Genomic DNA, 12,598 nt, shown 5'->3' with positions numbered 1-12,598 from the left:
TGGAGATGGATGAAGAGAAAATCTGTTTTGGAAAGCAAATAAGTTTCCGATAGAGGTTTCAATGAATTATTTGCGTTCTGCAACGAAGGCAGAAAAAACTTTTGATTTCTTAATACCAGCTATCTTGACAATAATTATTAGATTGTTTATAGCGTATATGAATCCGAATACAACAATAATATTGAAAGGAATTAAGGATATAAATAATCAATCACTTACATTCATTCCAATTTTAGCTGGTTTTAATATAGCTAATTACCTCGTTCCTTATGATTCTAGTACTTGCTGGTTCATTTGCTACAAGTATTTTTGCTGATAGAACGTTTTTTATCCCTAATTTACCAAAACAATCATATCGTTTTGGCGTAGGTGTTTATGAGGGCGTAGTAGCTCATAGTACAGCGACTTCTGAAATATTCAAAAGTATGAATCTCGTACATGAAGAAACGCATTTGTTCAATATGCTGTTGATTGAGATGAAACAATCCAAATCGCTAATATAAAATACATTGCATATGGCGGTGGACCTGCTGCTAATAAACGATTTGTACATGTAGAGTTATGTGAAACAGCAGACCATACAAAGCTCGAGCGTTCATATGAAAAATACGTAAAACTTTTAGCGGAAATCTTAAAAGATAACAAGTTATCTGTAGGAAAAGGATTGTGGATTCACTACGATGTGATTAAATATCTTGGCGGTACAGATCATGAAGATCAACTTGATTATTTAAAATCTCATGGGGGATCAGGAGCTCAATCCCGTGCTGATGTACAACGCGCATACAATAATTCTAGTGTGGATGTTTCTGTACCTGAAAGCCACCTAAACCAACAGAAGTACCAACAGCTGTAACCGATGGTATAGCTTATATTGAAGGCTACAACGTTAATTTACGTAAAGGACCAGACACAAGCTATTCTAAGATTCGTCAACTAAATAAATCAGAAGCTTATGTTGAATGGGGTGAAAAGCCTGGTTGGTTAAACCTTGGTGGAGAGCAATGGATTAAGAACAATCCATCCTATGTGAAGTTTAGTAAGAAAAGTACAGTAGATTCTTCTATTGTAGGAAAGCGTGTTGTTTCTAAAGTTAACATTCTACGTTTCTATGATGCTCGATCTTGGCAGGATAAAGACGTGGATGGTTTTGTAGATGTAGGTGAGGTATTTACAATTTTTAGGAATTTAAATATGGAAGGTTCAGTACAATTTAAGGTGCACAATAGTATAGGGAAAACATATTATATTACGATCAATGAAGTTTATGTGTATGTAACTGTATTACTACAGTATAGTACACTCATAGGAGGTAGTTATGTGTTTGATAAAAATGAAATACAAAAGATAAATGGGATACTTCAAGCTAATGCATTAAATCCAAATTTAATTGGCCCTACACTTCCCCCAATCCCACCATTTACTTTACCCACAGGTCCAACAGGAGGGACAGGCCCAACGGGAGTAACGGGTCCAACCGGGGGAACGGGTCCAACAGGAGTAACGGGTCCAACCGGGGGAACGGGTCCAACAGGAGTAACGGGTCCAACGGGAGTAACGGGTCCAACAGGAGTAACGGGTCCAACAGGAGAGACAGGCCCAACAGGAGGAACTGAAGGTTGTCTTTGTGATTGCTGTGTTTTACCTATGCAAAGCGTTTTACAACAACTTATTGGAGAAACTGTTATTCTTGGCACTATTGCAGACACACCCAACACGCCCCCGCTTTTCTTTCTATTTACTATCACTTCTGTGAATGATTTTTTAGTTACAGTTACAGATGGCACCACAACCTTTGTGGTCAATATATCTGATGTAACAGGGGTAGGTTTTTTACCACCAGGACCACCTATTACATTACTTCCACCTACCGATGTAGGATGCGAGTGTGAATGTCGTGAACGACCAATTAGACAATTACTGGATGCGTTTATCGGATCTACAGTAAGTCTTTTAGCAAGTAATGGTTCTATTGCAGCAGATTTTAGCGTGGAACAAACAGGACTTGGGATAGTACTAGGGACATTACCTATAAATCCAACTACAACCGTTAGGTTTGCAATTTCAACTTGTAAAATTACAGCTGTGAATATAACCCCTATTACGATGTAGTCTATTTCTTTCAGAAGTATCTGTTGCTACTCGATAAGAAAAGCACAGTTTATTTGTCCACCTTGAAAACGTATTGTTTTCAAAGTGGACAATCTACGTTTCTAGGATGCTCCATCTTGGAAATATAAAGATGGAGCTGGTTCTGTAGATGCAGGGATTTATGATTGATGCAAAAGTGAGTGTCAATGGTTCGCCACAGTACAAAGCACACAGCAGTAAAGGGAAAACATACTATGTTATTGCAAATGAAGCCTATTTATTCATCTAACGCACTATACCTTCATGAGTAATTAACCATGCCCCCTTACTCTTTCTATATCCTTCATTTGTAAATTTCTTACTACTATATTATTGGCGTACAATATATGGCTAAATGTATCTAAATGGTTTTCTAAACGCACAAAATTCCCAAATTGATATGGTAAGGCTATAAAAATTATAATGAAAAATAATAAATATCTCTAATGCACTATTAGGATTTTTCCATTTTATATTGCAAACCATCTTTCTGAAAGATAAGCTCATATGCTAAATCAAAATGAAGGTTATATAATGCTTTCGTATTACATATTAAATTGTAGAACTTAGTTCCTTGATGTACATATTGGTGTAATTTATTTTGAATTGGTGAAACAATGATTTTTAAAATTACGTTAATATCTTCATTAAAGAAGTTATAGGAGGGAATAACTTGGGCTCATTATTTGATGTAATAGCAGATATAATTTTATTTTATCCTCGAAATGACATGAAATTAAAACACCATATTGCCAAATTAAGCGAATTTGAGTGGTTTCGAAGGTTACACGAAGATCCGAAATATACAGGTTTAATTTGGAGTAATAGAAAAATTAAGAAATATATTTTGAATTCGGCAAATATGGAAGCATTAATAAAATCCGAGAAAAAACAAAAAGAATTTGTTCATCTAGTACAGGATGAATATAAAAAAAGAAGATAAGAATTTTTTTATTTTTCATATTTGGCGAAACAAATGGTACAATGAAAGCTAATGTGAAAAATAAGGAAAAGAAGTGGTCTATTTGAAAAACTTTTTAGAATTAGGAATTAGTGAAACTTTTAATCATACATTACGTGAAAATGGAATTACAGAAGCAACACCGATTCAGGAGAAGGCAATTCCTGTTATTATGTCAGGTAAAGATATTATTGGGCAGGCGAAAACAGGAACGGGTAAAACGTTAGCATTCGTGTTACCGATTTTAGAAAAAATCGATCCAGAGTCTAGTGATGTTCAGGCTTTAATTGTTGCACCAACAAGGGAACTAGCACTGCAAATTACAACTGAAATTAAAAAAATGCTTGTTCAAAGAGAAGATATTAATGTACTAGCGATATATGGCGGACAAGATGTAGCACAACAATTGAGAAAATTAAAAGGTAATACACATATTGTTGTAGCGACACCAGGACGATTATTAGATCATATACGACGTGAAACAATTGATTTAAGTAATCTTTCAACGATTGTACTAGATGAAGCAGATCAAATGCTTTATTTCGGATTCTTATATGATATTGAAGATATTTTAGATGAGACACCTGATAGTAAACAAACGATGTTATTCTCAGCAACGATGCCAAAAGATATTAAAAAATTGGCGAAACGTTATATGGAAGAGCCGCAAATGATTCAAGTACAAAGTGAAGAAGTAACGGTAGATACAATTGAGCAGCGTGTCATTGAGACGACAGATCGTGCAAAGCCAGATGCACTTCGTTTTGTTATGGATCGTGATCAGCCATTTTTAGCAGTTATTTTCTGTCGTACAAAGGTTAGAGCAAGTAAGCTTTATGATGATTTAAAGGGACTTGGTTATAATTGTGCTGAACTTCATGGTGATATACCTCAAGCGAAACGTGAAAGAGTCATGAAGAGTTTCCGCGAAGCTAAAATTCAGTACTTAATTGCGACTGATGTAGCAGCTCGTGGACTTGATGTAGATGGTGTAACGCACGTATTTAACTTTGATATCCCTGAAGATGTAGAAAGTTATATTCACCGCATTGGCCGAACAGGACGTGCAGGTGGATCAGGTCTTGCAATTACGTTCGTTGCAGCGAAAGATGAAAAACATTTAGAAGAAATTGAAAAAACGCTTGGTGCACCAATACAAAGACAAATAATCGAACAACCGATGATAAAAAATGTAGATGAAAATGGAAAACCGGTACAAAAGCCGGCTCCAAAGAAATCAGGTCAATATCGTCAAAGAGATAGCCGTGAAGGTTCAAGAAGTGGTTCAAAAGGTGGTCCAAGAAACGATTCAAGAAATAGTTCGAGAAATGATAACAATCGATCATTTAATAAGCCAAGTAATAAGAAAAGTAGTACAAAACAAGGTCAGCAAAGACGTGGCCGTTAAATCTTAAAATAGTAATCGGGATAAAGAGGGTTGTTATTATTTGTCGATAAGTTGATAAATAATAACAATCACCGATAAAATTTCAGATATGATTGTAAATCATTTTATTTATTAGATAGACAAAAAAGAGTCGCGAAAAATCGTGGCTCTTTTTTGTTCTTTATTTTGAAATTAGTATATACACGATAAGTTCGATTTATGAAGCAAATTGAACAACCAAATAATATGTTTGGAGAATCATTTCTTTGGACAGCATTATTTAAGAAGAAATAAAACATAGATAATTGACAAACTCATCGTTTTTATAGACAATACACTTATAAGAATGTACGTTCGGTTTTATTGTCCGATGTATGTTTTGCATAAATACATAACAAGGGGATGTCTCTAAATGGGTAACACAAATCAAAAAATCACTACGTTTTTAATGTTTGAGGGCAAAGCTGAGGAAGCGATGAATTTTTACACATCGCTATTTAATCAATCAGAAATTGTAAGTATCTCTCGTTATGATGAGAATGGACCAGGTAAAGAGGGAACTGTAATTCATGCAACTTTTACGCTAAATGGACAAGAGTTCATGTGTATTGATAGTTATGTAAAGCATGATTTTACATTCACTCCAGCTATGTCTCTTTATGTAACTTGTGATACGGAAGAGGAAATCGAAACAGTTTTTAATAAACTAGCACAAGATGGAAAAGTTCTTATGCCTTTAGGTTCATATCCGTTTAGTAAAAAGTTTGGCTGGTTAAATGATAAGTATGGTGTGTCTTGGCAGTTAACTCTTGCTGGAGATGAATAATTAAAATAATATGGTGATATTAATGTTATAAAAAATAAAAGGGATGATACAAGATAAATATGTATCATCCCTTTTATTTTTTGTTTTACAACCGTCATCGGTTGTATTTATAACGACTTTAGGGGTGCTTTTTAAGTTTTTTATATAATATAAAACTGCTAATTTAATTTTTCAGCTTATCTAGTAATTGAATTCATTAACTGGAAGAAGTATTCAGGCTTATAAGTCTTATTTAGGTTATACCATGAATGTAACGTATCTGGTGCAAATACATCAATTTTTTTCAATACTTCCATTGCAAATTCCAGAGGAGCTACTCCTGATGCAGTAATCAAATTTTCATCACATACTGCAGGTTCCATCTTATAAAGTTGTTCTCCTTTATAATTAGGACAAACCATTTTAATATATTCTAAATCATTGCTTGTATGTTTTCTAGAATCTAGGTATCCAAAATTCGCTAACCCCTCAGTTGCACCACAAATGGCAGCAACAATAGTGCCGAGTTTTAACGCTTCACCAATTTTTTTTAAGATAGGGTGATGAATGCTTTCCCCCCAAGTAGTCCCTCCAGGTAAAACTAAAAGATCGTTACTCTCAAGAGTACATTCATCCAGGGAAATATCTGGCTTTATGCTCAGTCCTCCCATCGTAGTAATAATTTCATTATTAGCTCCTACTGTAACTACCTTTAAAGGGGCTAACTCTTTTTTGAAATATCTTCCTGAGTTTAGTTCTGCAATTAAATGTCCATATTCCCAGTCTGACATCGTATTAAATACATAAAGATAAACTTTTTTTGTTTGCATACAATAACACTCCAATCACAATTGAGTTTTTCAAAAAAATATTAATAAATAAATTTTACAATATTTATCATTTGAATTTAACCTATTTCCTTAAGAATTCTTTAAAAAATAATTTGGATACTTTATTTGAAGGTATGGTTTACGAATTAAACAACCTTCAAAAAATATAATAGTTGAAATTTGTTGGTTTTAGAATGAAGAAATTAGGCGCAATATACCAACTTAATTATTCATAATTGAGTTGTGGTATAATTTACATACAGGGGGAAAGTAGATGACACAACATAAAGAAGAGCAAATGAATGAGGCATTAGCATTATTTTACTTTGCATATAAAACTTTTACAGAAAAACCAGATGAAATAATAAAAGAGTATAGTATACAGCGTGTACATCATAGAATTCTGTTTTTTATCGCTCGTTTTCCAGGGCTTAGTGTAAATGAGCTGCTATCACTTTTAGAAATAAGTAAACAAGCTCTTCACGGACCGTTGCGCCAACTGTTAGATAAAGGACTTATTGAGAGTAATGAAGCTGCACATGATCGTCGTGTGAAACAGCTGTCTTTAACAGAAGAAGGAACAGACTTAGAGAAAAAACTGAGCGATGTTCAAAGAGAACAAATGGGAGCTATTTTCTCACAGTTTGGCGAATCATGTGAAGAAAATTGGCATCAAGTTATGAATGAAATGGCAAATAGCCGTTCAGGATTTGATGCATGGACGTCTAAGCGTGAAATACCAGTAGAATAAAAGATAGAAACAGTATCTTGTTTTGTAGTTTGAAAAATCATAAATTTTTATCTGTATATTTGGCAACTATGGATAAAAAATTCACATTGCCAAAAACTTTATATGTGTACGTATTGAAATTTTAAAATTCATATTTCCGAGAGGGGAATTATAATGATAAAACTTGTACTCATTCGTCACGGACAAAGTTTGTGGAATCTTGAAAATCGATTTACAGGATGGACAGATGTGGATTTATCAAAGAATGGATTAAGTGAAGCGAGAGAAGCAGGAACAATATTAAAAAAGAATGGATATACATTTGATGTTGCGTATACCTCGGTACTAAAACGAGCAATTCGTACATTATGGATTGTACTGCATGAAATGGATCTCACTTGGGTCCCTATACATAACTCATGGAAGTTGAATGAACGCCATTATGGTGCACTACAAGGATTGAATAAAGACGAAACTGCAAAAAAATATGGAGATGAACAAGTTCATATTTGGAGAAGAAGTATAGATGTGAGACCGCCTGCACTTACTGAAGATGATCCCCGATATGAAGCGAATGATCCGAGATACACAACGTTAAAAAAAGGCGAATTCCCATTGACTGAATGTTTAGAGGATACGGAGAAAAGAGTAGTTGATTATTGGCATGCAGAAATCGCACCGGCATTAAAGAATGGTGAAAAAGTAATGATATCATCGCACGGTAATACAATTCGTTCGCTAGTGAAATACTTAGACAATCTTTCAAGTGATGGTGTGGTTTCATTAAATATTCCAACTAGCATGCCGCTTGTTTATGAGTTAGATGAAAAATTACATCCGATTCGTCATTATTACTTAAGTATGGATGGAGAAGTACCTGAAGGGGAAATTCCGAAACATATTTCTTTTTAACATGAAAATTTGAAACGCATGCTTGTCTACATATACAATGTAGATTCATGATAAAGTGAAACTTTAATCAGTGGAGGGTGTTCATCCCGCACTGATTATTAGTTGAACCAATCGGGCTTTTATGGGCAGTTGATCCCTCACCTAACGTCTTTGCTTTCGCTGAATTTTGAGGTGGGGGGGCTTACTGCCCGTTAATGCGGGATAAAAGACGTGGCACTTTCTAATTATATGCGATATAGCTAAATTTAGAAGGTTGTCCACGTCTTTTGTCATAAAGAGAGCTGTTTGTGCATGTAATGATATCGTGAAGAGTTTTTGAATGGAGGGTGATGTGATTGACGATCTCTAACATTCGAATCGGTTTATTTATTCTAGTAATCGCCTTTGTAGTTCTTGTTTTCTTTTATTGGAGAAATGAAGAGTTGTACGAGGAGAAGAAACAACGAATTCGAAAAACTTGGTATGGTTTGTTTATAATATCAGTCACAGTTTATTTCATGATAAAAGGAATAGATTTAACCCTCTGGAAAAATCTTTTAATGTTCACTGCGATGGTAATTTTCGTTGATATTGCATTTATTTTGACACCTAATATTTCAGAAATATGGGGCGCAAAATTCAGCGATATTGGAAAGACGGTCCAATCAATTAAAAGGTCATTAATTGCTTCAAAAGCAAGAGGAGAAATATATACGACAATTATTCAAAATGTGAATCCAGCAGCCTTTGGGACAATGGAATGGCATATGGAAGAGGAATATACAAAAAGCTTAAACGCATTTTTAGATTCATATGGGGAAAAGATTGGTGCGAAAATTGTTGTGTTTGAAGCGGTGAAGGAATTAAATACAAACTTTCGTGGTATCCGCTCTCAATTTAGTATTATTGTTCCATTAGAACACATCGAGCAATTGAATGAGCAGAAAGCGGTGCAAGTAGAAAATGTCGGAATTATACCAGCGAAAATAGTTAGTGATGTTTTCATTGTTATTGATGGGAAGAAAAATAACCTTCAAGATCGAGATTTTGAAAATGTATATAATTTAACAATTCATCATAGTTATTTTAGTAAATAAGGACAGAATCTTTTTCTGTCCTTTTCACCTATACATAAAGGGAGAACAAATTCAGACAAGCTTGTATAAAATCGGACAATCATTCCTACACTAGCACGTAGAGGTGATTGTAGTGATAAAAGATTATGACAATGATTTTTTTAAAGAAGATAATGAAGATACAACAGATTTCTCTTTAATAAAAGGAGATACATTACAGCAAGTAGAAGAGTTAGAAGAAGAATTAAAAAGAAAATGATACGTGTACACTCTGTCTGCATTTGCTATATAATATAAATAAAAGGTTGTATCTTTTTGAAAAGGGGGAGAAGAGATGGCTGAAATAAATGTACAAAATTCTTCGTTTTTTAAAGAAAAAAAAGAAGAAGCAAATACAGATTTCTCTCTTGTGAAGGGTGCATTAACGGAAAATATAAATCGTTTAGAAAAGCTTATGAATAGTAATAGTCCGAAATATATACAGGTGAAAAAAATAAAAGAAAATGCATAGAGCATTTTCTTTTATTTTTTTTGTTATTTGTGGATTAATAAGTAGTAGAGTATGAAAAGACTTGTTAATTAAAATAACAAATTTTAAAAATGTTAAAAGAAAGGTAAAATAATGAATCATGGTATAATGATAAAGGACTTACATATTATTTCGTCATTTTGAGAGGAGCTTGAAAAATGTATTCTACTTTAGAACAATTAACAAAGCACCCTGTATTTTATCATTTTGCAGAAATTTCAAAGATTCCTAGAGGATCAGGTAATGAAAAGGAAATTAGTGATTATTTAGTGGGCTTTGCAAAAGAGCGTAACTTAGAAGTGATTCAAGATGAAGCGTTAAATGTCATTATAAAAAAAGAAGCTACTTCTGGTTATGAGAATGTTCCAACTATTATTATTCAGGGACATTCTGATATGGTTTGTGAAAAGAATCAAGCGACAGTTCATGATTTTGAGAAAGATCCAATTGAACTTAGAGTTATCGGAGATATGTTATATGCAAATGAAACAACTTTAGGTGCGGATAATGGTATTGCCGTTGCATATGCATTAGCATTATTAGATTCAACAGACATCCCGCATCCAGCTTTAGAAGTTGTTATTACAACTGAAGAAGAAACGACAATGGGCGGTGCATTCGCTGTTGATTCAAATCATTTTGACGGAAAAATATTTATTAATATTGATTCTGAAGAAGATCATAAATTACTAGTGAGTAGCGCAGGTGGTGCGAAAGCAGTTGAAACGATTTCAGTGATTTGGGATGAAGCGCCAGTAGATATGGACACATACCGACTATATGTTGGTGGACTTAAAGGTGGACATTCTGGTTTGGAAATTGATAAACAACGCGGTAATGCGAATAAAGTATTAGGACGAGTTTTACGTGATTTATCAATTCACATTCAATTTAATATGAGTGAAGTTCATGGCGGCTTAAAAACAAATGCAATTCCGCGTGAAAGTGTAGCTACAATTTTATTACGTGCAGAAGATGTACAGCAAGTAGAAGAAAAACTAAAATCATGGACACGTATTTTACAAGAAGAGCTGCGTGCTGTTGATCCGGATGTTCATGTTTCACTTACAAAAATAGAAGAAAAGGCGGGAAAAGTCTTTTCTAAAGAAACACAAAAACAGCTTATTTCTTCATTATTCTTAATTCCAAATGGTATACAAAGTATGAGCATGGATATTAAAGGTCTTGTAGAAAGCTCAACTAATTTAGGAGTTATTCAAACACTGCAAGATGAGATTAAATTACGAAGCGAAGTGAGAAGTTCTGTAAGTAGCTTAAAACAACATATTGTAGATGAAATTAAGTATATTGCGGAATTAGTAGGGGCAACATTTGAAAAAGAGTCTGAATATCCAGAGTGGCCATATAATCCTAATTCGCCTATCCGTAATTTATTCGAAAAAGTGCACCAAGAAAAATACAGCAAAGATGCTGAAATCTTCGCTGTACATGCAGGAATTGAGTGCAGTGTATTTGTTCAAAAAATGCCTGAGTTAGATGCTATTTCATTCGGTCCAGATATCTTTAATGTTCACACTCCAGATGAACATATTAGTATTTCTTCTGTTGTGAATAACTGGGGATTTTTCGTTGATGTAATGAAGGGAACGAAAGAATTAGCTAATTGACACTCCCACCCCTAAGAGGGCAAGCTGACTAACGTCAATGGGATTCTTGCTACCAAAGGCGAAGTCCATTTCTGGTATCGCTGACGTGCAAGCTTGCGGTGTGCCATCACCACTCCCACAACAGACCATATAGGTTCGTGGGCTACGGTACTGTGACCATACCGTACAGATTGTAGGTTCTCAAATGTTTTTACGTCTTTTGCATGACTATGAATAAAGTATACCATGTTTTGCTATGCAAAAACGATGCTTTCATCCCACGTCTAAAGACGGACTAAAGTCCTGCGTGGGCTTTCCTGTATCGTAAATTCTGTAATAACCGATGAATTTAAGAGTAGCCTATAAAAATTTATAGGCTACTCTTTTGTATTGAATTTTTTATAAGTTTAGAGTATGGAAAATATAATGAACGTACATTACGTATATGAAGTGAAAATTTCATATACCGTATTTTGTATAAAATATAAATAGTTTCAAAAGAAATAAAGTATAACAAATCCGTATTTATAAAAACAGTTTTGTTATACTTTTCTCTATTTGACTTGTATAATTTATTAGGTTATGATTTTTCATTATAATTGAAAGGCTTGAAAATAATGATTCGTCGTTTGAAAAAGTTTAAAAATGTCGCTGTCGTATTAAGCTTCTAAGTAAATTGCAAAAATCTACAATACTTAGAAGCGAGGAATATAGTTATGAAACATCCATTATTTAATCATTGGTCTGAAACAAAGTATTTAAAAGGTATAGTAACAAATCCACTCATTGAAGTAGGAGAGTACTCCTATTATTCAGGGTATTATGGAAATCAAAATTTTGAAGATGGTTGTGTAAGGTATTTGTGGGGCGATGCTAAGTCCCAAGCACTTTTCAATCCAATTGAACAGATGGGTTGGCACCTTGATAAACTCATTATTGGAAATTATGTTTGTATTGCAAGTGGAGTTGTCATTTTAATGGGTGGGAATCATAACCATCACCCTGAATGGATTACAGTGTATCCATTCGTTGAGCAAATAGAACAATCATATGAACAAAAGGGTGATACAGTCATTAAAAGTGATGCCTGGATTGGAATGAATGCTATAATAATGCCTGGCGTTACAATCGGTGAAGGTGCAATCGTTGCGGCAGGATCTGTCGTATGTAAAGATGTTCCGCCGTATACAATAGTGGGCGGTAATCCTGCTAAGGAAATAAAAAAGCGGTTCACTGATGCAGAAATTAATATGCTAATGGAAATGCGTTGGTTTGATTGGAATAGAGGATTAGTTGAGAGGGCAATTCCTCTTTTATCTAATTCATCTATTGAATTATTATATAATTTTTATAAAAATGAAGTGAAAAATAGATAAGTCTGTGAGAAAAACTACATTCTATATAGGATGTAGTTTTTTTACTACAAAAAAACTAATAGTTTAGAAGAAGAATTCATATTTGGTATGAGTCTAGCAAATGGTGCAAATATAGTAATTTTTGAAAAGAGACCGACAGACCCTGTCAAGTAGACAATAAGAAAAAGGCTAAGCTACCAGTGTGTTTCGATATTCAATCGGGGCACACTGGTTTTATTTTTTTATAAATGTGGAACAAATGTATTACTTAGATTGTCTATTAAGTGTAATCCTAAA

13 protein-coding genes and 4 pseudogenes are annotated in these 12,598 nt (G+C 34.0%); 15 read left to right on the top strand and 2 right to left on the bottom strand.

All coding sequences use genetic code 11. From position 1 onward, the window contains the following. The first annotated feature begins 61 nt into the window (after positions 1 to 61). The 4 genes and pseudogenes from MKX77_RS12080 to MKX77_RS12065 all read left to right on the top strand — a co-directional run. On the top strand, positions 62 to 316 hold the full coding sequence (locus MKX77_RS12080; RefSeq protein ID WP_002085542.1) for a hypothetical protein: 255 nt from the start codon (positions 62 to 64) through the stop codon (positions 314 to 316). After that, positions 270 to 1,278, top strand: a pseudogene (locus MKX77_RS12075) (N-acetylmuramoyl-L-alanine amidase); the annotation flags it as partial. The gene MKX77_RS12080 and the pseudogene MKX77_RS12075, both read left to right, overlap by 47 nt. A 42-nt stretch (positions 1,279 to 1,320) precedes the next feature. Further along, on the top strand, positions 1,321 to 2,112 hold the full coding sequence (locus tag MKX77_RS12070) for an exosporium leader peptide-containing protein (protein WP_341307956.1): 792 nt from the start codon (positions 1,321 to 1,323) through the stop codon (positions 2,110 to 2,112). 66 nt (positions 2,113 to 2,178) lie between these two features. After that, a pseudogene (locus MKX77_RS12065) lies at positions 2,179 to 2,380 on the top strand (N-acetylmuramoyl-L-alanine amidase); the annotation flags it as partial. Between the two features lie 216 nt (positions 2,381 to 2,596). Here MKX77_RS12065 and MKX77_RS12060 read toward each other — a convergent pair. Then, positions 2,597 to 2,785, bottom strand: a pseudogene (locus MKX77_RS12060) (hypothetical protein); the annotation flags it as partial. A gap of 18 nt (positions 2,786 to 2,803) precedes the next feature. On the opposite strand from MKX77_RS12060, the gene MKX77_RS12055 reads away from it, so the two are divergent. From MKX77_RS12055 to MKX77_RS12040, 4 genes and pseudogenes are all read left to right on the top strand, one after another. Next, positions 2,804 to 3,073 (top strand): hypothetical protein, encoded by a 270-nt coding sequence (locus MKX77_RS12055; protein WP_044439601.1) that lies wholly within the window; start codon positions 2,804 to 2,806, stop codon positions 3,071 to 3,073. 73 nt (positions 3,074 to 3,146) lie between these two features. Then, positions 3,147 to 4,499, top strand: coding sequence for a DEAD/DEAH box helicase (locus MKX77_RS12050; protein WP_002141774.1), 1,353 nt, complete (start codon positions 3,147 to 3,149; stop codon positions 4,497 to 4,499). Between the two features lie 189 nt (positions 4,500 to 4,688). Then, positions 4,689 to 4,772, top strand: a pseudogene (locus MKX77_RS12045) (SAM-dependent methyltransferase); the annotation flags it as partial. Positions 4,773 to 4,890: 118 nt separating this feature from the next. Then, on the top strand, positions 4,891 to 5,304 hold the full coding sequence (locus MKX77_RS12040; RefSeq protein ID WP_002012925.1) for a VOC family protein: 414 nt from the start codon (positions 4,891 to 4,893) through the stop codon (positions 5,302 to 5,304). A gap of 176 nt (positions 5,305 to 5,480) precedes the next feature. Here the strand turns inward: MKX77_RS12040 and MKX77_RS12035 are convergent, their stop codons facing one another. Then, positions 5,481 to 6,113, bottom strand: a complete 633-nt coding sequence (locus MKX77_RS12035) for a type 1 glutamine amidotransferase family protein (protein WP_002017047.1) — start codon at positions 6,111 to 6,113, stop codon at positions 5,481 to 5,483. Positions 6,114 to 6,387: 274 nt separating this feature from the next. On the opposite strand from MKX77_RS12035, the gene MKX77_RS12030 reads away from it, so the two are divergent. The 7 genes from MKX77_RS12030 (at position 6,388) to MKX77_RS12000 (ending at position 12,322) form a co-directional block, all read left to right on the top strand. Further along, the gene (locus MKX77_RS12030; RefSeq protein WP_002017049.1) at positions 6,388 to 6,864 is read left to right on the top strand and encodes a MarR family winged helix-turn-helix transcriptional regulator; all 477 of its coding nucleotides are present in this window, start codon (positions 6,388 to 6,390) and stop codon (positions 6,862 to 6,864) included. A 153-nt stretch (positions 6,865 to 7,017) separates the two neighbouring features. After that, a complete protein-coding gene (gene gpmA, locus MKX77_RS12025; RefSeq protein ID WP_341306756.1) occupies positions 7,018 to 7,755 on the top strand; it encodes a 2,3-diphosphoglycerate-dependent phosphoglycerate mutase in 738 nt (245 codons plus the stop codon). A gap of 335 nt (positions 7,756 to 8,090) precedes the next feature. Continuing rightward, complete coding sequence (locus tag MKX77_RS12020; protein WP_199675133.1) at positions 8,091 to 8,831, top strand: type II toxin-antitoxin system SpoIISA family toxin; 741 nt, start codon at positions 8,091 to 8,093, stop codon at positions 8,829 to 8,831. A 112-nt stretch (positions 8,832 to 8,943) separates the two neighbouring features. Then, positions 8,944 to 9,069: a hypothetical protein gene (locus MKX77_RS12015; RefSeq protein WP_000588712.1), complete on the top strand. Its 126-nt coding sequence runs from the start codon at positions 8,944 to 8,946 to the stop codon at positions 9,067 to 9,069. Positions 9,070 to 9,144: 75 nt separating this feature from the next. Then, complete coding sequence (gene spoIISB / locus MKX77_RS12010; protein ID WP_002161785.1) at positions 9,145 to 9,321, top strand: stage II sporulation protein SB; 177 nt, start codon at positions 9,145 to 9,147, stop codon at positions 9,319 to 9,321. Positions 9,322 to 9,497: 176 nt separating this feature from the next. Further along, a complete protein-coding gene (locus MKX77_RS12005; protein WP_341306755.1) occupies positions 9,498 to 10,967 on the top strand; it encodes an aminoacyl-histidine dipeptidase in 1,470 nt (489 codons plus the stop codon). 695 nt (positions 10,968 to 11,662) lie between these two features. Further along, entirely contained in the window at positions 11,663 to 12,322 is a 660-nt protein-coding gene (locus MKX77_RS12000; RefSeq protein WP_341306754.1) for a CatB-related O-acetyltransferase, read from the top strand. The last annotated feature ends 276 nt before the right edge of the window (positions 12,323 to 12,598 follow it).

The sequence above is a fragment of the Bacillus sp. FSL R9-9410 genome (assembly GCF_038050385.1).
GTDB lineage: Bacteria > Bacillota > Bacilli > Bacillales > Bacillaceae_G > Bacillus_A > Bacillus_A cereus_U.
Note: the sequence above shows the minus strand (reverse complement) of the source record. Positions and strands in the feature narration are given on the sequence as shown.